23 protein-coding genes and 4 tRNA genes are annotated in these 25,124 nt (G+C 32.2%); 25 read left to right on the top strand and 2 right to left on the bottom strand.

Annotated elements, in window-relative coordinates; translation table 11 throughout:
- A partial coding sequence (locus tag ACIQ11_RS00575; RefSeq protein ID WP_396151809.1) for an OB-fold nucleic acid binding domain-containing protein occupies positions 1-282 on the bottom strand: 282 nt, incomplete at its 3' end.
- Positions 283-398: 116 nt separating this feature from the next.
- Here ACIQ11_RS00575 and lipB point away from each other — a divergent pair.
- On the top strand, positions 399-1,091 hold the full coding sequence (gene lipB / locus ACIQ11_RS00570; RefSeq protein ID WP_396151806.1) for a lipoyl(octanoyl) transferase LipB: 693 nt from the start codon (positions 399-401) through the stop codon (positions 1,089-1,091).
- Positions 1,092-1,094: 3 nt separating this feature from the next.
- On the opposite strand, the gene ACIQ11_RS00565 is transcribed toward lipB, so the two are convergent.
- Positions 1,095-1,790: a ribonuclease HII gene (locus ACIQ11_RS00565; RefSeq protein WP_396151804.1), complete on the bottom strand. Its 696-nt coding sequence runs from the start codon at positions 1,788-1,790 to the stop codon at positions 1,095-1,097.
- A gap of 199 nt (positions 1,791-1,989) precedes the next feature.
- Here ACIQ11_RS00565 and ACIQ11_RS00560 point away from each other — a divergent pair, with 199 nt between their 5' ends.
- The 24 genes from ACIQ11_RS00560 (at position 1,990) to rpoB (ending at position 24,936) form a co-directional block, all read left to right on the top strand.
- Entirely contained in the window at positions 1,990-5,079 is a 3,090-nt protein-coding gene (locus ACIQ11_RS00560; RefSeq protein ID WP_396151802.1) for a SusC/RagA family TonB-linked outer membrane protein, read from the top strand.
- Positions 5,080-5,104: 25 nt separating this feature from the next.
- The gene (locus ACIQ11_RS00555) at positions 5,105-6,604 is read left to right on the top strand and encodes a RagB/SusD family nutrient uptake outer membrane protein (protein WP_396151800.1); all 1,500 of its coding nucleotides are present in this window, start codon (positions 5,105-5,107) and stop codon (positions 6,602-6,604) included.
- A gap of 16 nt (positions 6,605-6,620) precedes the next feature.
- Complete coding sequence (locus tag ACIQ11_RS00550; protein ID WP_396151798.1) at positions 6,621-7,385, top strand: hypothetical protein; 765 nt, start codon at positions 6,621-6,623, stop codon at positions 7,383-7,385.
- Between the two features lie 84 nt (positions 7,386-7,469).
- Entirely contained in the window at positions 7,470-9,338 is a 1,869-nt protein-coding gene (locus ACIQ11_RS00545; RefSeq protein ID WP_396151796.1) for a putative porin, read from the top strand.
- Between the two features lie 76 nt (positions 9,339-9,414).
- Positions 9,415-10,776: a pyridoxal-phosphate dependent enzyme gene (locus tag ACIQ11_RS00540; RefSeq protein WP_396151794.1), complete on the top strand. Its 1,362-nt coding sequence runs from the start codon at positions 9,415-9,417 to the stop codon at positions 10,774-10,776.
- A 97-nt stretch (positions 10,777-10,873) separates the two neighbouring features.
- A complete protein-coding gene (locus ACIQ11_RS00535) occupies positions 10,874-12,142 on the top strand; it encodes a DUF2851 family protein (RefSeq protein ID WP_396151792.1) in 1,269 nt (422 codons plus the stop codon).
- Positions 12,143-12,175: 33 nt separating this feature from the next.
- Positions 12,176-12,394, top strand: a complete 219-nt coding sequence (locus ACIQ11_RS00530) for a PspC domain-containing protein (protein ID WP_291241161.1) — start codon at positions 12,176-12,178, stop codon at positions 12,392-12,394.
- A 9-nt stretch (positions 12,395-12,403) separates the two neighbouring features.
- Entirely contained in the window at positions 12,404-13,282 is an 879-nt protein-coding gene (locus ACIQ11_RS00525) for a ComEA family DNA-binding protein (protein WP_396151790.1), read from the top strand.
- Between the two features lie 24 nt (positions 13,283-13,306).
- Positions 13,307-14,476: an acyl-CoA dehydrogenase family protein gene (locus ACIQ11_RS00520; protein ID WP_396151788.1), complete on the top strand. Its 1,170-nt coding sequence runs from the start codon at positions 13,307-13,309 to the stop codon at positions 14,474-14,476.
- 88 nt (positions 14,477-14,564) lie between these two features.
- The gene (rpsU, locus tag ACIQ11_RS00515) at positions 14,565-14,759 is read left to right on the top strand and encodes a 30S ribosomal protein S21 (protein WP_166127146.1); all 195 of its coding nucleotides are present in this window, start codon (positions 14,565-14,567) and stop codon (positions 14,757-14,759) included.
- 71 nt (positions 14,760-14,830) lie between these two features.
- On the top strand, positions 14,831-15,724 hold the full coding sequence (locus ACIQ11_RS00510) for a tyrosine-type recombinase/integrase (protein ID WP_396151786.1): 894 nt from the start codon (positions 14,831-14,833) through the stop codon (positions 15,722-15,724).
- 25 nt (positions 15,725-15,749) lie between these two features.
- The gene (hpf, locus tag ACIQ11_RS00505) at positions 15,750-16,052 is read left to right on the top strand and encodes a ribosome hibernation-promoting factor, HPF/YfiA family (protein WP_291241157.1); all 303 of its coding nucleotides are present in this window, start codon (positions 15,750-15,752) and stop codon (positions 16,050-16,052) included.
- A gap of 94 nt (positions 16,053-16,146) precedes the next feature.
- A tRNA-Thr gene (locus ACIQ11_RS00500) sits at positions 16,147-16,220 on the top strand.
- A gap of 93 nt (positions 16,221-16,313) precedes the next feature.
- A tRNA-Tyr gene (locus ACIQ11_RS00495) sits at positions 16,314-16,394 on the top strand.
- Positions 16,395-16,512: 118 nt separating this feature from the next.
- Positions 16,513-16,584, top strand: a tRNA-Thr gene (locus ACIQ11_RS00490).
- Positions 16,585-16,640: 56 nt separating this feature from the next.
- Entirely contained in the window at positions 16,641-17,828 is a 1,188-nt protein-coding gene (gene tuf, locus ACIQ11_RS00485; RefSeq protein WP_291241156.1) for an elongation factor Tu, read from the top strand.
- A gap of 59 nt (positions 17,829-17,887) precedes the next feature.
- Positions 17,888-17,958 (top strand) — tRNA-Trp (locus tag ACIQ11_RS00480).
- 18 nt (positions 17,959-17,976) lie between these two features.
- The gene (gene secE, locus ACIQ11_RS00475) at positions 17,977-18,165 is read left to right on the top strand and encodes a preprotein translocase subunit SecE (protein WP_291241155.1); all 189 of its coding nucleotides are present in this window, start codon (positions 17,977-17,979) and stop codon (positions 18,163-18,165) included.
- Between the two features lie 6 nt (positions 18,166-18,171).
- Positions 18,172-18,723, top strand: coding sequence for a transcription termination/antitermination protein NusG (nusG, locus tag ACIQ11_RS00470; RefSeq protein ID WP_291241154.1), 552 nt, complete (start codon positions 18,172-18,174; stop codon positions 18,721-18,723).
- 64 nt (positions 18,724-18,787) lie between these two features.
- Complete coding sequence (gene rplK, locus ACIQ11_RS00465) at positions 18,788-19,228, top strand: 50S ribosomal protein L11 (protein ID WP_091309369.1); 441 nt, start codon at positions 18,788-18,790, stop codon at positions 19,226-19,228.
- 5 nt (positions 19,229-19,233) lie between these two features.
- Positions 19,234-19,923, top strand: coding sequence for a 50S ribosomal protein L1 (rplA, locus tag ACIQ11_RS00460; protein WP_166075916.1), 690 nt, complete (start codon positions 19,234-19,236; stop codon positions 19,921-19,923).
- 22 nt (positions 19,924-19,945) lie between these two features.
- Positions 19,946-20,446, top strand: a complete 501-nt coding sequence (gene rplJ, locus ACIQ11_RS00455) for a 50S ribosomal protein L10 (protein WP_396151784.1) — start codon at positions 19,946-19,948, stop codon at positions 20,444-20,446.
- 56 nt (positions 20,447-20,502) lie between these two features.
- Positions 20,503-20,874 (top strand): 50S ribosomal protein L7/L12, encoded by a 372-nt coding sequence (rplL, locus tag ACIQ11_RS00450; protein ID WP_396148349.1) that lies wholly within the window; start codon positions 20,503-20,505, stop codon positions 20,872-20,874.
- Between the two features lie 249 nt (positions 20,875-21,123).
- The gene (gene rpoB / locus ACIQ11_RS00445) at positions 21,124-24,936 is read left to right on the top strand and encodes a DNA-directed RNA polymerase subunit beta (RefSeq protein ID WP_396151782.1); all 3,813 of its coding nucleotides are present in this window, start codon (positions 21,124-21,126) and stop codon (positions 24,934-24,936) included.
- Positions 24,937-25,124: the final 188 nt, after the last annotated feature.

The raw sequence follows: 25,124 nt of genomic DNA, 5'->3' as shown, positions 1-25,124 counted from the left end.
GTATAATGTTTTGTCTTCGCCTTGGCAAATAAAATCTCTGTTAAAATAGACTTGTATTCTGCCTTCGCTGTCTTGAATTTCAGCAAATGCCGCTTTTCCTTGATCTCTCACACTCATTAAGCGCCCTGCAATTACTACCTTTTTTCCTTCTTCAAAATTATCCTTTATGGCTTTTGAAGTGTGCTTTACAGGATATAAATCTGCAGGATAAGGATTAATCCCCAAGTTTCTAAGGGCTTGTAATTTCTCTCTTCTAATGATTTCTTGTTCGGAAAGTTGCATAATAAATTTTATTTTAAGAAGGCAAAGATAAGCAATAGATATATAGTTTCAAAGTGAGAAATTTTTAGCAAAATGATTTAAAATTGTATCTTTGAAAAATAAATCTATTTTCGTTTATGAAACAAATTCAACTTCTTGATTTAGGGAATAAAGATTACAAAGAAACTTGGGAGTATCAAGAAGAATTGTTTAAAAGAATTGTGGATTTGAAAATTCTGAATAGAAATTCAACTGCTTCAATTCCTACACCTAATTTCTTTCTTTATGTTACACATCCTCACGTGTATACCTTAGGAAAGAGTGGCGATCTTTCTAATTTATTACTTTCCGAAAAGCAACTATTAGAAAAAGGTGCTACTTTCTATAAGATAAATAGAGGTGGAGATATCACATATCACGGTCCAGGTCAAATTGTAGGCTATCCGATTCTAGATTTAGAGAATTTTTTTACCGATATTCATAAATACCTCCGATTTTTAGAGGAAGCCATTATTTTAACGTTAGCAGAATACGGATTAAAAACAGAACGCAGTCCTGGAGAAACAGGTGTGTGGTTTGATGTAGGAACGCCATTTGCTCGAAAAATTTGTGCTATGGGTGTTCGCGCTTCTCGCTGGGTAACTATGCATGGCTTTGCCTTAAATGTAAATACCGATTTAGGCTATTTTGATAATATTATTCCTTGTGGTATTCGTGGTAAGGCAGTAACGTCTATGCACGTTGAGTTGGGAAGGGAAGTTAATGAGGAAGAAGTTAAAGAAAAAATTCTAAAACATTTTTCCGTTTTATTTGAAAATTCTTTTATTTAGAACTTACAATTCTAAAAGTAATTGTTCGGGAAGTAATCTAAATGTTTTTCTGTGGTATTTAGTAATACCATATTTTCTAATAGCATCTCGGTGTTCTTTTGTGGGGTATCCTTTATTCTTTTTCCAATTATACATGGGATATTCTTTATGAATGGTATTCATATAATCATCTCGATACGTTTTTGCTAAAATAGAAGCAGCAGCTATACTCAAAAATTTTGCATCACCTTTAATAATAGACGTATTTGGAATCGAGGATAAAATTTCAATTTCTTTAGCATTAAATATTTTTCCTTCTTTTTGTTTCATACCTAATTTACCATTTAATGGTCTGTTTCCATCTACAATGATATATTCTGGTATAGTTTTCAACTTCAATACGCTTTCTTGCATAGCTTTCATTGATGCATTTAGAATATTTATCTCATCAATTTCTACATTATATATATGTGTAAAAGAAAAATCAAATAAATCTTCTATAATAGGTCTGAGTTCAAAACGTTTTTTTTTAGTTAATTGTTTAGAATCATCTATAGCTTGAAATAAAAGTTGCTCTTGTTCTTTTTGCTCTTTTGTAAGTTTAATGTTAGGTGATTGTAAAATAATTGCAGCTGCGGTTACAGGACCAGCCAAACATCCTCTACCAGCTTCATCCGTTCCGCACTCAATAGTAAAATTACTGTAACATTTATTTAACATAAAATATTTTTTACAAAAATAATTAAATTTAAAATAACATTTAACATTTATTCAACGCTATTATATTGTGGGTTCTCCAAAGTTTTTAAATTCAAAAAAAAATTTAACATAAAAAAAATAACAATATTGTGAAGTATTATTTGTTTATTTAAGAAATTATTAAGAAGTTTGCGGAATAACTAACTCAAATAAAATTAATATGAGATCGAAGTTCAAATGGATTTTTACGCTTTTAGTAGCGTTTACAATGCAGTTTTCTTTCGCACAACAGAAAACTGTTACAGGTACAGTAACAAGTGATGGCGGTAAATTGCCTGGCGCTACTGTAAGTATTTCGGGTACAAAACAAGGTACTCAAACGGATGAGAATGGAAAATTCTCTATTAAAGCAGCTCAAGGTAACGTTTTAGAAGTTTCTTTTTTGAATAAAGAAACAAAAACTGTTACAGTTGGTGCTGGTAATGTTTATAATGTAACATTAGTAAATTCTAATCAAGTAATTGAAGTAGTTAATGTATCTATTGGTTACGATAGAACAAGAACTAAAGCAAATTCTAATGGTGCCTCTACTACTGTAGGTGGTGAAACACTAGAAAACAGACCAAACGCGTCAGTTTTAGCATCGTTACAAGGAACGGCTCCAGGTTTAACAATTATTTCATCTTCAGGATCGCCAGGTTCTGCTAAGTTTGATGGATTTATTAGAGGGGCATCTTCAATTAACGGTAATACAGACCCTTTAATTGTAATTGATGGTATTCCTTCTACTTCTAATCAATTTAGAAACCTTAACCAAAATGAAATTGAAAGTGTTACAGTATTAAGAGATGCTGCTGGTACTTCAATTTATGGTAATAAGGGTGCCAATGGAGTTATTTTAATTAAAACTTTTGGTGGTAAATTTGGTCAAGCGTTATCGTTCAGTTACGATACTTCAACTGGATTTAGTACGTTGCCAAAAAACAAATACAACATGGCTAATGGAAGACAAGCTTTAGCAATTGAAAAGTTAAGAAATACTGGAAAAGGTGGTACTTTAACTGACAGTGAAATTGCTGCTTGGGATGTTGATACAAATTGGACCGATTTATTTTTTAACACTGATGTTGTTACTCAACACAACTTAGGTATTACTGTGGGTTCTAAAAATCTTAAATCATTTACATCTGTTGGTTATTTTGACCAAGGAGGACTAGTGCCAACTACAGACTTTAAAAGATTTACTTTCAGAACCAATTTATCAGGTAAAAGTAACGATGATAAATTTAATTTCGATACACAATTGGCTTTAGGATATTCTAAAAGAAATCAGTTAGATCAAGAAACTAATAGCGGTGTAAATAATAATACGATTCAAAATCCACTTCACGGTGCGATAATGGGTTTACCTTATTTACCGCCTTCTCCTTATGGAACTGGTCAACAGCTATTAACTGCTATTGGATCTAACTTTGATGGCGCTAATGATACTTATGTATTGCAAGATATTCTAAGAGATGGTTCTTTACCAAGCATGTATTCAGACAAAACAGCTATCTTAAACATAGGTACTTCTTACAAAATAACACCAACTTTAACGGTTAGAAACAGAACTGGTTTTGATTACAAACAATACGGAAGATTATTTGGTAGATCACCTAAATCTTATTTAGCGTTAGTTGTTGCTCAAAATTCTGTAGCACCTGGGGCTACTCCTCCATTTCCTGGTTTTGAAGACCAGTCGACTGTTAATGATTTGACAATAACAAATATTTCTAGTTTAAATTATCGTAAAGTATTTAAAGACAAACATGATCTATCTATGTCTGCCTTTTTTGAATATACGAAAGCTCATTACGAAGGACATGGAAGTAGACAAAACGGTTTAAATCCACTAACATATGTTCCTGGTGCAGGTACTGGTTATATACCATTTAGTGCTGCTACACCAAACTTTTATATTGCTACAGTAAATGGTACTAAATTAACGGGTGGAACGTTATCTGCTTTTGGTACTTTAGACTATGATTATGATAAAAAATATGGTGTTAGTGCTGTAGTAAGACGTGATGGAACGTACAGATTCTCTGAATCTAACAGATGGGGTACATTTTGGTCAGCAGCTGCTAGATGGAATGTTGATCAAGAAGAATTTATGAAAAATTCTAAATTCTCTATGTTAAAATTAAGAGCATCTTACGGTACAAATGGTAATCAAAATATTTCTGCTGCAAACTACGGTTTCCCTTCTTTGTTAACTTCTAGTAATTTAATTAGAGAAACTATTGCATCAGCTAATGGTTATAATAACACTCCTGCTAGTTTGTTATATGGTAATTTTGACAACGTAAATGTACAATGGGAAAAAATTACGCAAGCAAACTTTGGTGTTGACTTTATTGTGTTTAACGATAGACTGGAAGGTAATATTGATGTTTATAACAAAACAACTTCAAATTTATTCAATTCAATTCCTAATTCTGCTGTTGTTGGAACAGGTTTTTCAGTTGCAGGAAATAACGGAGAATTGACTAATAATGGTGTGGAATTGCAATTAAAATACAATGTAATTAAAAATGAGAAAATGAGGTTTTCAGTATTTGCTAATTCTTCTTACAACGAAAACAAAATTACTGCTTTAGCTGAAACCAATCAAAGTGGTGTATCAAACTTGCGTCAAGTAGGTAACATTCTTAACGAATGGAATTTAATTCCTTATGTTGGGGTGAATCAAGCGAATGGTAACTTATTGTTCTTAGATAGAAATAATAATTTAACAGAAACGCCAGATGATGCCAAAGACAGAAGAGCAACTGGAAAAAGTAATTTACCTAAATACCAAGGAGGTTTTGGATTTAATTTTGACTACAAAGGGTTCTACTTAAACACCTTATTTACTTATATGTATGATGTTTGGAGAATTGACAACCAATTTAGATGGGCTTCAGACCCTTCATTCATTGGGCAAGATAATGTTACAGCTGATTTATTAGATCAGTGGACTCCTACAAATTCTAATGCTACAGTTCCAGCAATAAATGCATTTAATCATACTATTTCATCAAGTTCAGATAGATTCTTATATGATTCATCATTTATTAGACTTAAAAACATTAATTTAGGATATAATATTCCTTCAAAAATGTTGAAAAACTCACCTTTTACAAATGTTAAGTTTTTCATTTTAGCTGAGAATTTATTAACTTGGACCAAATGGAGAGGTTTTGATCCGGAAGCGGTTTCTGCTTTATCAGTAACCAATTTCCCAAATCCTAAAACAATTACCTTTGGTACTACTATAGGATTTTAATTAAATAATATTAATATATATAATTATGAAAAAAATTAAAAATATTTTCCTTGCAATAGGAAGTTTATTATTTGTTTCCTCTTGTAGCGATGCCTTAGACATTGTTCAAGATGGAGAACTTTATAGACCTGAAGCATTTCAAACCGTTGCGGATTTAAGAAGCTACTTGGTCGGTGATATTTACTCAAGAGTTGACAATACTAATGAAATTACTTTTACAGCTGTTTTTACTGATGAGGTGGGTATTGGGCCATCTAACGGTGGACAAGATAAAGAGTTACATAGATTTCAGCTAAATGCGAATTCTGATGAACCAGCTGGAATTTGGAGTAGCAACTATACGGTAATTAATAGAGTAAACAGATTGTTAGAGTTTTCTAATCAAGTTGTAACTACTACACCGGCTACAACTGCTCAAAAAAATGCTGTTTTGGCTGAAGCTAGAGCTTTGAGAGCGTATTCTTACATACAATTGGTTTCTTTTTTCTCTGTTAATCCTGCTGACCCTAATGCATTAGGTGTTATTTTATCTACTACTCCTGACAGATATGATCTTGTTACTGCTAGACCAAGAGTTAAAAATCAATTGATTTATGATTTAATTGAAAGTGATTTAGCATTTGCTGCAACTAATTTACCAGCAACTTCAACTAATTACAGATTTGTTACTCCTAGATTTATTTCAGCTGCTAGAGCTAGAATGTATCTATACAGAAAGGATTATGATAAGGCGGAACAGTTTGCTACTTTAGCTAATGTAGGAGCTCTTTCTCCAGCTACTACATATGTTCAAATGTGGGGAGATGCTACAGGTGCGCAAGGTGAATGTATTTTCGCTGCAGTAAGACCTGTCCAAGGATCTTGGTCAAATATTGCAAGTAACTTCTATTTCAATACAACAAACATAGGTGGTAGTCCTTTTTTAGACATGGGTAGAAATTTATTTAATTTATACAATCAATTTCCATCAGATGTAAGAAGAACGTCTTGGATTGATCCTACTTCAACTATTAATTCTGGTTATGCTTCTGATGCTCTATATGTAAAAACGGATGTTTTATGTATTGACAAGTATCCAGGTAAACCTACACCAACAACTACACCTTTGAGAAATGATTTAAAAATCTTTAGAAACTCTGAAATGGTATTAATTCTTGCGGAATGTAGAGTAGCTGGAACTACAACTAGCCCTTCTAGTTTAACTGCAGCTGCTACGCTTGTTCGTTCTATAAGAACCGCAAGAGGTACAGGACAACCAGCAGTAACATATAATAACGCTCAAGAAGCTTGGGCTGATATTTTATTAGAAAGAAGAAAAGAATTGGCTTTCGAAGGTCATAGGTATTTAGATATTAAACGTCTTGCAGTATTAGCTGGTAATCAAGGTATTACTAGAGATAATACGGATGATGATATTTTAGGACAACCTTTGACTTTATCACTTTCTGATTACAGATGGACATTACCTATTCCTCAGTTAGAAGTTGCAGGTAACGTTACTATTCAACAAAACCCTGGTTATTAACATAATTCTATTTAATATGAAAAATTTTAAATTTTCAATCTTTTTTGGTTTATTAATTTCATCGCTACTATTAAGTTGTAGTAGTGAAGATGACAATTATAAATCATTTGAAGGTCCACAATCAGCTTTACTTTTTAATAAAGATGTTGTTTTATTCGATTACAAAGCTACTTCACCAAAATTTATTGAAGTTTTAGTAAGTAGTACTACAAAATCTGATGTAGCTAGAACCGTTCCTGTTGTAATCAATAGTGCTTTTACTAATGCACTTCCTGCTACTTATTCTATTGATATGTCAACTGCAGTTATACCTGCAGGACAAACAACCGCTAAATTAAGGATTAATTCTGGTGATTTTTCTTTATTACCAGCTACTGGTTCTACAAATTTAGTTTTAGAATTTGCACCTGGTTACACGGTTCTTAGTAATAGAACGAGTACAACAATTAAATTGCAAAGAGACAATTGTCCTGGTATTACCAGAACAGTGCAACTTAATATTATTTTTGATCCATACGCTTCTGAAATTTCTTGGACTTTGTTTGATGGTTCTAATAATGTAGTAGCATCGTCAGTACCTTATCTTGATGGTAGAGGTCCTTTTGCTGCGAATTTTTGTTTAACTCCAGGTAACTATAAATTTGTTATGAATGACAGTTATGGAGATGGTTTAGCTCCTTCAGGTTCTTATAATATTAGTTATACTGATGGAACCTCTTTAGCAACTGCTAATGGTAATTTTGGTTTCACTTCAACCAAAACTTTTACTGTTAGTAATTAAAAGTTATTTACAAACTAAACCCCGATTTATCGGGGTTTTTTTTTACAATAAATTCTCAGTACATTTGCCCTTTAAATTGTTAAAATGAGAACCCTACTTATTATATTGTTTTTTGCTTTGTCATTTTCTTCGAACGCTCAAGAAAGAGATACTACCAAAGTTGTAGACCTAAAAGCAGATATTAAACTTTATAAAACTTTCAATACTCAAAAAGATACGGTTTATATTGATACGTCTTTGACGATACAAGATGAATACAAATACAATTACTTAAGAAAAGATAACTTTGGGTTATTCTCCTTTTCAAATGAAGGGTACTTATATAATCAATTAGATTTTTCAAAAAAAACTACTGGTTCTTTGCCTCAATTTGGTTTTAATGCGAAACACGTTTCTTATTTAAATACAAATGATATTTATTATTATTCGGTGCCAACTCCTTTAACGGATATCTATTTCAAAACCGTTATGCGTCAAGGGCAAAGTTTAGATGCCTTATTATCTGTAAATACCAAACCAAATTTAAATTTTACGATTGCTTATAAATCAATTCGTTCGATTGGGGATTATTTTAATAATTTAACAAGTTCTGGTCATTTTAGGTTTATAACAAATTATCATTCATTAAATAAAAAATATTTTTTGAAAGCTAATTTTATTGGTCAAGATATTTTTAACCAAGAAAACGGAGGTGTAAAAACATTAGAACAATTGGATGGAACAAACCCATCTTTTAGTCAAAGGGAGCGTGTAGATGTATATTTTACAGATGCTTCTTCTAAATTAAAAGGAAACCGTTATTTTATAGATCAATCATATCAATTTTCTACAGGTAATTCATTAGTGATTAATCATCAGGCCTATTATGAAAATAAATTTTACGAATATATTCAAGCCACAAAAAGTGACCGTTTAGGTACTGCAATTTCATCATCTATAAATAATAAAACCCGTTTTGATGTCTTTTACAATAAAGTTGGTGTTAGTTTTAAAACTAAAACGTTAGGCGAACTTAATTTTTTCTTAGATAATTATTCCTACAACCAGTTTTATGTTATTCCAGAAAATATATCGTACAATGCAAATGACAAATATAATTTACACAATCGCGTAACTTCGGTAGGTGGGCAATACGAGTTTGATAGAAACAAATGGAATTTTAATATTTTAGTACAAAATGCCATTTCCAATCAGCCAGCATCAAATTTTGAAGCTTTTGCCAAGTATACATTTTCAAACGATAATTTTGTAAAAATTTCAGCACAACAAGTTAGTAAAGTTCCAGATAATATTTTTGTATTTCATAAAAGTGATTACAATAATTACAATTGGGACACGCCTTTTAAAAATGAAAAAATCAGCACTATTAAAGTGGAAACTAAAAACAAATGGGTGGATGCAACTGTTCAAATATCAAATTTAAATGACCATTTGTATTTTTACAATACAACACAACGTTTAGATGTTTTACTCATAAAACCATTACAATACAGTAAATCTATTCAATATGCAAGCGCTGAAGTAGCCAAAGAAATTAATTTTAGAAGTTGGGCATTAGATAACAGAGTAAAATTTCAAGAAGTACAGCAAGATGCTAAAATTTTAAATTTGCCAAATATTGTTTTACGAAATACATTGTATTATACCAAACCAGTATTTAAGAAAGCTATGTTATTGCAAACGGGAATTACTGCAAACTACTTTAGTAAGCATTATGCAAATGATTACATTGGTGTTTTAGGTGAATTTTATGTTCAAGACCAGACAAAAGTTGGAGGATTTCCTGTTTTAGATTTCTTTGTAAACGCTCGTGTTCAGCAATGTAGAATTTACTTGAAGGCAGAACATTTTAATGCGTTGTTTACTAATAAAGTTGATTATTTTAACACGCCAAATTCGCCATTTCGTGATTTTCATATCCGTTTTGGTTTAGAATGGAATTTCTTTAAATAGAATACAATCGACCAATTGAAGTTATTTTTTGTAAATCATACAAGAAAATGTAACTTTGTCATTAGAAAATAATAATATGAAATACGCTAAAAATATATTAGAAACTATTGGCAATACACCAATTGTAAAATTAAACAAAATTACAGCTGAATTACCTTGTTTGGTTCTTGGAAAATTAGAAACATTTAACCCAGGAAATTCCGTAAAAGACAGAATGGCCCTAAAGATGGTGGAGGATGCCGAAGCAGATGGCCGATTAAAACCAGGTGGAACAATTATCGAAGGAACTTCAGGAAATACAGGAATGGGTTTGGCTTTAGCAGCAATTGTGAAAGGGTACAAATGTATTTTTGTAATTTCGGACAAGCAGTCAAAAGAGAAGTCAGATATTTTACGTGCAGTAGGCGCAAAAGTTATCGTGTGTCCTACAGATGTAGAACCTACAGATCCACGTTCATATTATTCAGTTTCAAAACGATTAGGGGATGAAATTCCAAATTCTTGGTATGTAAATCAATATGACAACCCAAGTAACGCAACTGCACATTATGAGCAAACGGGGCCAGAAATTTGGAAACAAACTGAAGGTAAGATTACACATTTTGTGGTTGGAGTAGGAACAGGCGGAACGATATCTGGTGTGGCTAAATATCTAAAAGAACAAAATCCAAATATAAAAATTTGGGGAATTGATACATATGGATCTGTCTTTAAAAAATACCACGAAACAGGTATTTTTGATGAAAACGAAATTTATTCGTATATAACTGAAGGAATTGGTGAAGATATTTTACCATTAAATGTTGATTTTTCTTTAATAGACGGATTTACAAAAGTTACTGATAAAGATGCGGCTGTTTATACACGTAAATTAGCTATAGAAGAAGGAATCTTTTGTGGAAATTCTGCTGGTGCTGCAATCAAAGGTGTTTTGCAGTTGAAAGAGCATTTTAAACCAGACGACGTTGTGGTTGTTTTGTTTCACGATTCTGGAAGTAGATATGTTGGTAAAATGTATAACGATGAATGGATGCGTGAACGCGGATTTTTAGAGGAAAATATTACCAAAGCAGAAGATTTAATTAAAGATCATAAAGACAAACCTTTAATTATTGTTAGAACAGAAGAATTGGTTTCTCACGCTATTGAAAGATTAAAAAAATACAAAATTTCTCAAATTCCTGTAATTGATACGACTGGTTTTGTAGGAAGTTTAGATGAATCGGATTTATTTAGAAGCTATTTTGAAAACAAAGACATAGCTGATTTGCCTATTAAAGAAGTAATGGGTAAACCTTTTCCGGTTGTTTTGGCATCGGCTTCTATAGATGAAGTGTCTAAATTAATAAATAAAGACAATCAAGCGGTTTTGGTAGATTTAGGAAACGGAAAACATCATATTATAACTAAACACGATATAATTAGTTCTATTAAATAGAAAATTTAAATAAATATTTTTTAAAAACGGATAGCAATATGTTATCCGTTTTTTTTATATTTGTTTTATATATAAGCCAAATTAAAAAGTACACGCCATGCAAGAAGAATTTCTCCATTATTTATGGGTAAATAAGAAACTACCATTTACCCAACTCAAAACACATCTTAACGAAAAATTAGAAATCAATCATTTTGGACAGTATTTACAAAATGCGGGTCCCGATATTTTTAACGCACAAATTTCTATCAATCAGCAAAAATGGGCTGGAAATATTGAAATTCATATTAAGTCTTCCGATTGGTATTTGCACAATCACGAAAAAGACACTAATTATGACAACGTAATTCTTCACGTAGTCTGGGAAAATGATACGCCCATTTTTAGAAAAGACAATTCTGAAATCCCAACTTTAGAATTAAAAAAGTACGTATCGCTTTCTGAAATAAACAAGTACAAATCGCTAATAACTTCCAAATCTTGGATAAATTGCGAAAACCAAATTGCAGAAATTGATTCGTTTGTTTGGAACAATTGGTTGGAAAGTTTGTTTATAAATAGATTAGAAAGAAAATCTGAAATTATAGATAATCGATTAGAAGAAACTAATACGAATTGGGAAGCCGTTTTTTTTGAAATGTTATCCAAAAATTTTGGTCTGAATTCAAATGGTGATTGCTTTTTGCAATTGGCTCAATCTATTCCTTTTTCAGTAATTAGAAAAGAAAGTTTTGATGTTGAAAATTTGGAAGCCTTGTTTTTTGGAAAACTAAATTTATTAGATGAACCTATTGAAGATGAATATCATATAAAATTAGCATCGCGTTGGAGCTATCTCAAAATAAAATACAATTTAGAATCAGAATATGGTTTGTTTCCACAATTTTTTAAACTTCGTCCTGACAATTTTCCAACAATACGTTTGTCGCAATTTGCAAATTTAATAGCGAATAACCAAAATTTGTTTTCTCAACTAATTCAAGCTAATTCCTATGCTCAAATCAAACAATTATTAAAAAGTGAAACATCAGAATATTGGAAAAGTCATTATAATTTTTCAAAGCCAAGTAAAACAAAAAGTAAAGGTTTAACCAATCAATTTATCGATTTGATACTAATTAATACTGTAATTCCTATAAAGTTTTGTTATGCTAAACATCAAGGAAAATTAAACATTGAAGAATTAATTTCATTTTTAGAATCCATACCTTCAGAAAAAAATGCTATTCTTGAGAAATTCTCAGCTTATAATGTAAAATCCGTAAATGCTTTTCAATCACAATCATTATTAGAACTTAAAAATGAATATTGTAATAAAAATAAATGCCTTAACTGCGCTGTAGGTTTGCAATTGTTAAAAAACTAAGTATCTTTATGCTTTAAATGTTTACTCGTATATATGTATAACTTACTTCATTTTTTCGAAAAAAACGGATTTTTTGTAGCTTCTCGTTTAGCGGACAGATTAGGGATGCGTGCCACTCAAGTGCGTTTGTTTTTCGTATATATATCTTTTATTACAGTGGGTTTAGGATTTGGCTTTTATTTAACTTTAGCTTTTATATATAAACTTAAAGATTTAATTTACACCAAACGAAGTTCAGTTTTTGATTTATAACAGTAAGCTATGTTACGATTTTCTAAAGGACATTATTTCGGAATTGCAATTTTGATTTGTAGCATTGGGTTGTTACAACTATTTATTTATTGGTATAATAATCAAAAGGATACAACTACTTTGGATTTAACTCCAGATGAGAAAAATTGGCTTTTAGCTCAAAATGAAATTGATAGTTTAAAAGAAGCAGCTCAAGAAAACTCAAATAAAATTTATCCATTTAACCCTAATTTTATTTCAGATTATAAAGGATATAAGTTAGGAATGTCAGAAACGCAAATTGATAAATTGCATCAGTTTAGAAAGCAAAATAAATATGTGAATTCAAATGCAGAATTTCAGAAGCTAACAGGTGTTTCAAATGAATGGATGAAACAGTATGCGATATATTTTAAATTTCCAGATTGGGTAACCAATAAAACTTCTAAATACTATCAGTCGAAATATGAAAATACGTATCAGAAATTTGATAAAAAAGAAACTAAAATTGTAGTACAAGATTTAAATAAAGCCAATCAAGCTGAATTAGAAAAAGCGTATATGATTGGAGAAAAATTAGCGCTTAAAATAATATCAGAAAGAGATAAATTCGGAAGTTTTGCTTCAATGGATCAATTAGGTTTTATTTGGGGAATTTCGCCTGAAGCAATTGCAGATTTGAATAAAAAATTCCAAATTAAATCTTCAGAAAACTTAAAAAAGATAAATATTAACACTTCTACGATAAAAGAATTACAGCAATTTCCATATTTTAATTACACTATAGCTAAGAATATCGTAACATTTAGAAGTATGAATGGTGATTTTAAAAGTAGCGAAGATTTAACAAATGTTAAGCAATTTCCACTTGAAAAATTAAAAATAATAGCCTTATATTTGGAATTCTAAAAACAAACCAATAAAATCTAATTAATGAATTCATTATATTTTACAGAAGAACACGAATTATTTAGAAAAAGTTTACAAGATTTTTTACAAAAAGAAGTAGTGCCTCATATTGAAAAATGGGAAAAAACAGGCACTATTGAACGCTTTATTTGGAAAAAATTTGGTGAAATGGGCTTTTTCGGAATTAATTATCCTGAAGCTTATGGTGGATTAAATTTAGATTTGTTTTATACCGTTGTGTTTTTAGAAGAACTTCAAAAAATTAAATCTTCTGGTTTTGCTGCAGCTATGTGGGCACACGCTTATTTAGCAATGACGCATTTAAATGCAGAAGGAAGTGAAGCTATTAAACAAAATTATTTAGCGCCAAGTATATTAGGTGATAAAATTGGTGCGCTTTGCGTAACCGAACCTTTTGGTGGGAGCGATGTAGCAGGTATGCGAACTACGGCTGTAAAACAAGGTGATAAATTCGTTATTAACGGTTCAAAAACATTTATTACAAATGGTGTGTATGCCGATTATTATATAGTAGCTGCAAAAACAAATCCAGAACTTGGAAATAAAGGAATTAGTATTTTTTTAGTAGATACCAATTTAAAAGGAATTTCTGCAACAAAATTAGATAAATTAGGTTGGAGAGCTTCTGATACTGCAGAAATTGCATTTGACAATGTAGAAATTCCAGCTGAAAATTTAATGGGAGAAGAAGGAAAAGGATTTCCTTACATTATGCAACATTTTGCATTTGAAAGATTAATAATGGCAGTTAATGCTCACGCCAGAGCGGAATATGCTATCGATTACACTATAGAATATATGTCTCAACGCGAGGCATTTGGAAGTAAAATTAATAAATTTCAAGCGCTACGTCATACAATGGTGGAACACGCTACCGAAGTAGAGCACTGTAAAATCTTCAATTATGCAGCGGTTGCCAGATTAAATAAAGGTGAATACGTTGTAAAAGAAGCAACAATGGCAAAATTGAAATCTACAAAAGTTGCCGATTTAGCAATATACGATTGTTTACAAATGCTTGGTGGTTATGGTTATATGGAAGAATATCCTTTAGCAAGACTTTTAAGGGACAGTCGTTTAGGTCCAATTGGCGGCGGTACTTCAGAAATTTTAAAAGAAATTTTATCAAAAATGATTATCGATAATCAAAATTATAAGCCAGCTGTTAAATAGTTGTTTTAAAAATAATTTACAATTTATAATTCATTATTAAAAATAAAAATATACTTTTGCACACTTAACGAGAGGAGGTGTCAATATTATGTTAATTATACCAATTAAAGACGGAGAAAATATCGATAGAGCATTAAAGCGCTATAAAAGAAAATTTGATAAAACAGGAACTGTTCGTCAGTTACGTGCACGTCAAGCTTTCATTAAGCCTTCTGTGACAAACAGAATCAAAATTCAAAAAGCGGCTTACATCCAAAACATGAGAGACAACTTAGAAAGTTAATCCATCATTTTTTGATTAAATACTTTAACCGTTAGATTATAAATTATAAATTTGTATCTAACGGTTTTTTTATGCGCAATAATTTACAATCTCATTTAGAATATCTTGAAAAAGAGAAAAAATATTCTCCGCTCACTGTGAATGCGTATCAAAAAGATATTTTATCATTTCAATTATTTCTAAACAAAAACCACAATGCGTGTTTATTAGAAGAAGTGAATTATCCTTTAATTCGTAGTTGGATTGTTGAATTGTCGGATGCAAAAATCGCAGCTTCTTCAATTAATAGAAAAATGGCTTCCTTAAAATCGTTTTACAAGTTTCTGTTAAAAACAAAGCAAATTGACACTAACCCTTTTGTAAAGCATAAGTCGTTAAAAACACCTAAACAAGTTCAGATTCCTTTTTCTGAAAAAGAAATTAATACCTTATTTGAATTGCATTTTTTAGAAACCGATTTTGATAGTGTACGAAATAGATTGGTTGTAGAATTATTATACGCAACTGGAATGCGAAGAGCGGAATTAATTAATTTAGAAACAAATGCAATAGATTTTTATGGCAATACAATAAAGGTATTAGGAAAACGTAATAAAGAAAGAATTATACCCTTATTAGCATCCACTTCAGATGTAATAAAATTATATTTAACAAAACGTAAAGAACTTCTATCAATTAACGCTCCCGAAAAGTTAATTTTATCTAAAAAAGGAAACAAAATAAGCGAAACGTTTGTGTATCGATTAATAAATGATTACTTTAGTACTATATCTGAAAAGGTAAAAAGAAGCCCCCACGTTCTTAGGCATTCGTTTGCAACACATTTGTTAAATAACGGTGCAGATTTAAATTCAGTTAAAGAGTTGCTTGGTCACGCAAGTTTGTCATCTACTCAGATTTACACACACAGTAGTTTGTCAGAGTTAAAAAAAGTATACAGCAATGCACACCCAAGAAACAAGTAATGTTTAATTAAAACCTATAATTATTATGAAAGTGAATGTACATGCAGTTAATTTTAATATCGATAGAAAATTAGTTGATTTTATAGATGAAAGAATGACTAAATTAGAAAAATATTACGATAAGGTAATTTCTTCGGATGCGTTTTTAAAAGTAGAAAATATAAGCGAAAAAGAAAACAAAACAGTTGAATTAAAGGTATTGGTTCCTGGTGATGATTTTATTGTAACCAAACACAGTAAAAGTTTTGAAGAAGCTGCAGATTTAGCAATTGAATCTTTAGAACGATTATTAGTAAAGAGAAAAGAAAAATTAAGAGCACATAGTTAATTTAAAAAAAGATTTAAAAAAGTTTTGATTAATAAATAAATTACATACATTTGCAGTCCGTTAGAAATAGCGGACTTTTTCTATATATAGAAATGCCGGTGTAGCTCAGCTGGCTAGAGCAGCTGATTTGTAATCAGCAGGTCGTGGGTTCGAGTCCCTCCACTGGCTCTTTGAAATTTTGTAATCAAGAATAAATGAATCTATTTTCTAGTGTATATTAGGATTTATAATTTGTTTTTTTCTGATTTTTAAGTAAGGTTAGGGGAGATACTCAAGCGGCCAACGAGGGCAGACTGTAAATCTGCTGTGAAAACTTCGCAGGTTCGAATCCTGCTCTCCCCACAAACTTTTTTAAATGAATTTATTTAAAACTATTTTAAGTAAAATCTTTAAAATTGAGTAATATATTAATAGGATTAAGAGCAAATTTAGGTTTGTTTTTAACTCTGAACTCACAAAAGCCGGTGTAGCTCAGGGGTAGAGTGCTTCCTTGGTAAGGAAGAGGTCTCGGGTTCAATTCCCGACATTGGCTCAAAATAGAAATAATTTTTGAACACTAATAAATAACTAAGATTAAATTTTAAAATCATGGCAAAGGAAACATTCGACCGTTCGAAGCCCCATTTGAATATTGGTACTATCGGACACGTAGATCACGGTAAAACTACGTTAACAGCTGCAATTACAAAAGTATTGTCAGATGCAGGTTTATCAGAAGCAAAATCATTTGATCAAATTGATAATGCTCCTGAAGAAAAAGAAAGAGGTATTACAATTAACACGTCGCACGTTGAGTATTCAACTGCTAACCGTCACTACGCTCACGTTGACTGTCCAGGTCACGCGGATTACGTTAAGAACATGGTTACAGGTGCTGCACAAATGGACGGTGCTATCTTAGTAGTTGCTGCTACAGATGGTCCAATGCCACAAACTCGTGAGCATATCCTTTTAGGTCGCCAAGTAGGTGTTCCAAGAATGGTTGTATTCATGAACAAAGTGGATATGGTTGATGATGCTGAATTATTAGAGTTAGTTGAGATGGAAATCAGAGACTTATTATCTTTCTATCAATATGATGGAGATAATGGTCCAGTTATTCAAGGTTCTGCTTTAGGAGGTTTGAATGGAGATCCAAAATGGGTAGCTACTATTATGGAATTAATGGATGCAGTAGATTCATGGATTGAATTACCAGTTCGTGACGTTGAAAAACCATTCTTAATGCCAGTTGAAGATTCATTTACAATTACTGGTCGTGGAACTGTTGCTACAGGTCGTATCGAAACAGGTATTGCTAATACAGGAGACCCAGTTGAAATTATCGGTATGGGTGCTGAAAAATTAACTTCTACTATTACAGGAGTTGAAATGTTCCGTAAAATCTTAGATAGAGGTGAAGCTGGAGATAACGTAGGTTTATTGTTAAGAGGTATTGATAAAGCTGATATCAAAAGAGGTATGGTTATTATTAAACCAGGTTCAGTAAAACCACACGCTAAATTTAAAGCAGAGGTTTATATCTTGAAAAAAGAAGAAGGTGGACGTCATACTCCATTCCATAATAACTACCGTCCTCAGTTTTATGTACGTACAACTGACGTAACAGGTACTATTATGTTACCACAAGGAAGAGAGATGGTTATGCCAGGTGATAACTTAACAATTGATGTTGAATTATTATCTCCAATTGCATTGTCTTTAGGTTTACGTTTCGCTATCCGTGAAGGTGGTAGAACAGTAGGTGCTGGACAGGTAACTGAAATTTTAGACTAATTTAAAGTCAATAATATTTTTTTAAATCAGTATCGAGCAATCGGTACTGATTTTAACATACGAGCGTAGTTCAAGGGCAGAATAGTGGTCTCCAAAACCATTGATGGGGGTTCGAATCCCTCCGCTCGTGCAAAATAATGTAAATATCATGTTAAAATATTTCTCTGAAGCATTCGAAGAATTAAAATCAAATGTAACTTGGCCAGAATGGGCAGAAGTGCAAAAATACACTATCGTTGTAGCATTATTTTCAGTAATATTTGCTTTAGCAACTTGGGGTATTGATTTAACTTTTACAAAAGTATTAAACGGTTTCTTTAATTTGTTAAAAGGTTAATACAAAATGGCTGATAATAACGTAAAGAAATGGTATGTCGTAAGAGCGGTAAGCGGACAAGAAAACAAGATTAAAGCTTACATTGAGCAAGAAGTTAATCGTGTTGGAATGGCTGATTATGTCTCTCAAGTTCTTGTGCCTACAGAAAAAGTAGTACAAGTAAAAGACGGCAAAAAAATATCAAAAGAAAGAGTATATTTCCCAGGTTATGTTATGATAGAAGCTAACTTAACAGGTGAAATTCCACATATTATAAAATCTATTACCGGTGTTATCGGTTTTTTAGGTGAAACTAAAGGTGGTGAAGCAGTTCCATTACGACTAGCTGAAGTCAATAGAATGTTAGGTAAGGTTGATGAATTATCTGTAACAACAGAAAACATTAACATTCCTTTCTCAATTGATGAAACAGTTAAAGTTATCGATGGACCTTTCAATGGTTTCAATGGAACAATTGAAAAAATAAATGAAGAAAAGCGTAAACTTGAAGTAATGGTGAAAATTTTCGGAAGAAAAACACCTTTAGAATTAAGTTTTATGCAAGTTGAAAAAGTATAATTTTTGTTACATATATATAAACCCGCATTAATCGCTTCCAATGGTTAATGTAAAAATTTAAAAAATGGCTAAAGAAGTTAGTAAAGTAGTTAAACTACAAGTTAAGGGAGGTGCTGCGAACCCGTCGCCACCGGTTGGACCTGCTTTGGGAGCTGCTGGAGTTAACATCATGGAGTTCTGTAAGCAATTTAATGCTAGAACACAAGATAAACCCGGCAAAATATGTCCAGTACAAATTACTGTATATAAAGACAAGTCTTTTGACTTTGTTGTAAAAACTCCACCTGCTGCGGTTCAATTAATGGATGCTGCAAAATTAAAGTCTGGTTCAGGAGAGCCTAATCGTAAAAAAGTAGCAAGCGTTACTTGGGATCAGATTAAGGCAATCGCTGAAGATAAAATGGCAGATTTAAATGCATTCACAATGGAAGCTGCAATGAGTATGATTGCTGGAACAGCTAGATCTATGGGTATAACTGTAACTGGAGATTCTCCTCTAAAATAAGAGATATGGCAAAATTGACAAAAAAGCAAAAAGAAGCTGCAGCAAAAATTGAAAAGAATAAATTATATTCTTTAAAAGATGCTTCAGTATTAATCAAACAAATTGCTTCTGCAAAGTTTGATGAATCAGTTGATATCTCTGTTAGACTTGGAGTAGATCCAAGAAAAGCAAATCAAATGGTAAGAGGTGTGGTTGCATTACCACACGGTACAGGTAAAGATGTAAGAGTTTTAGCCTTAGTTACTCCAGATAAAGAAGCGGAAGCTAAAGCAGCAGGTGCAGACCACGTTGGTTTAGATGACTACCTTCAAAAAATCAAAGATGGTTGGACAGATGTTGATGTAATTATCACTATGCCAGCTGTTATGGGTAAATTAGGTCCATTAGGACGTGTTTTAGGACCAAGAGGTTTAATGCCAAACCCTAAAACAGGTACAGTAACAATGGATGTTGCTAAAGCAATTCAAGAAGTAAAAGCTGGTAAAATTGACTTTAAAGTTGATAAAACTGGTATCGTTCATGCAGGAATAGGTAGAGTATCTTTCGATGCTGATAAAATCTATGACAATGCACACGAAATTGTTCAAACATTAATCAAATTAAAACCAACTGCAGCGAAAGGTACTTACATTAAGTCTATTCACTTAACAAGTACTATGAGTCCTGCTATCGCTTTAGATCCTAAAGCAGTATAATTGGTAGTTAAATATATTTAGTATGACTAGAGAAGAAAAATCAATTGCTATTGAAGATTTAACTGCACAGTTAGCAGATGTGAATGTTGTGTATTTAGCAGACATTTCTGGACTTGATGCAGGGACTACTTCAGACTTAAGAAGAGCTTGTTTTAAAGCAGGAATCAAATTAGAAGTTATTAAAAACACTTTATTAGCGAAAGCTATGGAGGTTTCTGCAAACGACTATGGAGATTTATCATCAACTTTAAAAGGAAATACTTCTATAATGATTGCAGATACCGCAAATGGTCCTGCAAAAATTATTAAAGAATTCCGTAAAAAAGGACAAAAACCTGTTTTAAAAGGAGCATATATTAATCAAGAAGTTTACATTGGTGACGAACTTTTAGATAGTTTAGTAGCTATTAAATCTAGAGAAGAAGTTATCGGTGAAATCATCGGATTATTACAATCTCCAGCTAAACGTATCCTTTCAGCTTTATTAAACAATGCTGAAACTAAAGGTGAAGCTGCAGAATAACAAAACAAAACGCACTTAATAAATTACATATTTTAAACACATTAAAGATAGAAAAAATGGCAGATTTAAAACAATTCGCAGAACAATTAGTTAATTTAACAGTAAAAGAAGTTAACGAATTAGCAACAATATTAAAAGACGAGTATGGTATCGAGCCTGCTGCTGCAGCTGTAGTAGTTGCTGCTGGTGGTGGTGATGCTGGTGCTGGTGCTGAGCAATCAGAATTTACAGTAGTATTAAAAGAAGCTGGTGCTTCTAAATTAGGAGTAGTTAAAGCGGTTAAAGAATTAACTGGTTTAGGTCTTAAAGAAGCTAAAGATTTAGTAGATGCTGCTCCAGCAAATGTTAAAGAAGGCGTTTCTAAAGATGAGGCTGAAGGGCTTAAGAAAGCTTTAGAAGAAGCAGGAGCTGTTGTTGAGTTAAAATAATCTCACCCAGTTTGAAATACAGGTTTAGGTCTTGGAAATCGTTTCCAACGACCTAAACCATTTTTCGTATAATAAAATTATATAGTTTTATAATTTCGAAAAATGTTTTTTTAAATCAATACGAAGAAAAAAAATAAATTTTATTTGTTTTTAAAGATGTATTGGTTGTAAAAAAAAAGTATAAAATATTTTATAAATGTTGTGTTATCACAAAAATTACTTTTTTTTAATCAAAAATATTATCCATTGATGATTGCTAATCAAACAGAAAGAATCAATTTTGCCTCGACAAAAAACATTCCGAATTATCCAGATTTTCTAGATATTCAGGTGAAGTCATTTCAAGATTTTTTTCAATTAGAAACTAAATCAGACGAAAGAGGTAACGAAGGTCTTTATAATACCTTCATGGAAAATTTTCCAATAACGGATACTAGAAACCAATTTGTATTGGAGTTCCTAGATTACTTTATTGACCCACCAAGATATACAATCGAAGAATGTATTGATAGAGGTTTAACGTATAGCGTTCCTTTAAAAGCACGTTTGAAATTGTATTGTACAGATCCAGAGCACGAGGATTTTGAAACTATCGTACAAGATGTATATTTAGGAACTATTCCATATATGGCGCCAAGCGGAACTTTCGTTATTAATGGTGCAGAACGTGTTGTGGTTTCTCAATTACATAGATCACCAGGGGTTTTCTTTGGTCAATCTTTCCACGCAAACGGAACTAAATTATATTCTGCCAGAGTAATTCCTTTCAAAGGTTCTTGGATAGAATTTGCAACCGATATCAACAACGTAATGTATGCGTACATTGATAGAAAGAAAAAATTACCAGTTACTACGCTATTCCGTGCCATAGGTTTCGAAAGAGATAAGGATATTCTTGAAATATTCGACCTCGCGGAAGAAATTAAAGTATCAAAAACTGGAATCAAAAAATTCATCGGAAGAAGACTTGCTGCTCGTGTATTAAATACTTGGCATGAAGATTTCGTTGATGAGGACACTGGCGAAGTAGTTTCAATTGAGCGTAATGAAATTATCTTAGATCGTGATACGATTTTAGATAAAGAAAACGTTGAAGAAATTATTGAAGCAGATGTTAAAGTAATTTTATTACACAAAGAAGATAGCAATCAAGCCGATTTCGCTATTATTCACAATACATTGCAAAAAGACCCTACGAACTCTGAAAAAGAAGCCGTAGAGCATATATATAGACAATTACGTAATGCCGAACCGCCTGATGAAGAAACGGCTCGTGGTATTATCGACAAATTATTCTTCTCTGACCAACGTTACAATTTAGGTGATGTAGGTCGTTACAGAATGAATAAAAAGTTAAACTTAGACATCCCTATGGACAAACAAGTTTTAACGAAAGAAGATATCATTACGATTGTAAAATACTTAATAGAATTAATTAATTCAAAAGCTGAGATTGATGATATTGACCACTTATCTAACCGTCGTGTTAGAACTGTTGGTGAACAATTATCAGCACAGTTTGGTGTAGGTTTAGCTCGTATGGCGCGTACTATTCGTGAAAGAATGAATGTACGTGATAACGAAGTATTTACTCCTATCGATTTGATTAACGCTAAAACGTTATCATCTGTAATTAATTCGTTCTTTGGTACAAACCAGTTATCTCAGTTTATGGATCAAACGAATCCATTAGCAGAGATTACTCACAAACGTCGTTTATCAGCACTTGGACCTGGAGGTTTATCCAGAGAAAGAGCCGGATTTGAGGTTCGTGACGTTCACTATACTCATTACGGACGTTTATGTCCTATTGAAACACCTGAGGGTCCAAACATTGGTTTGATTTCTTCACTTGGTGTATATGCAAAAGTAAATGGAATGGGATTCATCGAAACACCTTACCGTAAGGTAACTGATGGTGTAGTAGATTTAGAGTCAACTCCAGTTTATTTAAGTGCAGAAGAAGAAGAAGGAAAAATGATTGCACAAGCAAACATTGAAATGGATGCTAAAGGTAAAATTACTGCTGCTAATGTAATTGCTCGTGAAGAAGGAGATTTCCCTGTGGTTTCTCCATCTGCAGTACATTATACAGATGTAGCACCAAATCAAATTGCTTCTATTTCAGCTTCATTAATTCCATTCTTAGAGCATGATGATGCGAATAGAGCCTTGATGGGTTCTAACATGATGCGTCAGGCAGTACCTTTATTAAGACCAGAAGCGCCTATTGTAGGAACTGGTTTAGAAAGACAAGTTGCGTCTGATTCTCGTGTGCTTATTAATGCAGAAGGTGCTGGTATTGTAACGTATGTAGATGCTAATAAAGTAACTATTAAATACGACCGTACTGACGAACAAAGAATGGTAAGTTTTGATGAAGATGAAAAATCTTATAACTTAATCAAATTCAGAAAAACCAATCAAAGTACTACTATTAACTTAAAACCTATCGTAAGAAAAGGTTCTAGAGTGGAAAAAGGTCAAGTACTTTGTGAAGGATATGCTACTCAAAACGGAGAATTGGCTTTAGGAAGAAACCTACAAGTTGCCTTTATGCCTTGGAAAGGGTATAACTTTGAGGATGCAATTGTAATTTCTGAAAAAGTAGTTAGAGATGATATTTTTACATCTATTCACGTTGATGATTATTCATTAGAAGTTAGAGATACTAAATTAGGTAATGAAGAGTTAACTAACGATATACCTAACGTTTCTGAAGAAGCTACTAAAGATTTAGATGAAAATGGAATGATACGAATTGGAGCAGAGGTGAAACCTGGCGACATTCTTATCGGAAAAATTACACCTAAAGGGGAATCAGACCCAACTCCAGAAGAAAAATTATTACGTGCTATCTTTGGTGATAAAGCGGGTGATGTAAAAGATGCTTCATTAAAAGCGTCTCCTTCATTACACGGTGTAGTTTTAGATAAAAAATTATTTGCTAAAGCAGTTAAAGACAAACGTAAGCGTTCTAAAGATAAAGAAGATTTAGACAAACTTGAAATCGAATTCGAAGTGAAATTCACCGAATTAAAAGACAGGTTAATTGATAAATTATTCTTAATCGTAGACGGGAAAACTTCTCAAGGTGTTATTAATGATTTAGGTGAAGAAGTACTACCAAAAGGTAAAAAATTCACTAAAAAAATGTTACAAGCTGTAGACGATTTTGCTCACTTAACAAAAGGTCAATGGACTACAGACGAACATACCAATTCATTAATTAACGATTTAGTACACAACTATAAAATCAAATTAAACGATTTACAAGGAGTACTTAGAAGAGAGAAATTTACAATTTCTGTTGGAGATGAATTACCTGCTGGAATTTTAAAATTAGCTAAAGTATATATCGCTAAAAAACGTAAGTTAAAAGTTGGGGATAAAATGGCAGGACGTCACGGTAACAAAGGTATTGTTGCTAAAATCGTTCGTCAAGAAGATATGCCTTTCTTAGAAGACGGAACACCAGTAGATATCGTATTAAATCCATTAGGAGTACCTTCTCGTATGAACATTGGACAGATTTATGAAACCGTATTAGGTTGGGCAGGTTTAAAAACTGGTAAAAAGTTTGCAACGCCTATCTTTGATGGTGCTTCATTAGATCAAATTAATGGCTATACTGACGAAGCTGGAATTCCAAGATTCGGTCATACGTATTTATACGATGGTGGAACTGGAGAGCGTTTCCATCAACCAGCAACTGTTGGAGTTATCTATATGCTTAAATTAGGGCATATGGTGGATGACAAGATGCACGCACGTTCTATCGGACCATACTCATTAATTACGCAACAACCTTTAGGAGGTAAAGCGCAATTTGGAGGTCAACGTTTCGGAGAGATGGAGGTTTGGGCACTTGAAGCATACGGTGCATCAAGTACTTTAAGAGAAATCTTAACTGTTAAATCAGATGACGTTAATGGTAGAGCTAAAACGTACGAAGCTATCGTAAAAGGTGAAACTATGCCAGAACCAGGATTACCTGAATCATTCAATGTATTAATGCATGAATTAAAAGGTCTTGGTTTAGATATCAGATTAGAAGAATAATTTCAGTATTCAGTGGTCAGTTTTTAGTAGTCAGTCTGAACACTAAAAACTGAACACTGAACACTATATTAATAAAGAGTTTTTAGGATTTATACCCGTAAACCGTTCCGATTTTTTATAGAAATATAATTAGCACTTACAACGTTAATGTTGAAGTTTAGAGAAGTAAGCCGAGGTAGTTTTTAAGT

The sequence above is a fragment of the Flavobacterium sp. genome, from assembly GCF_044361065.1.
In the GTDB taxonomy this organism is placed as follows: Bacteria; Bacteroidota; Bacteroidia; order Flavobacteriales; family Flavobacteriaceae; genus Flavobacterium.
The sequence above is the reverse complement of the archived record's forward strand: the minus strand, read 5'-3'. Positions and strand labels throughout refer to the sequence as shown.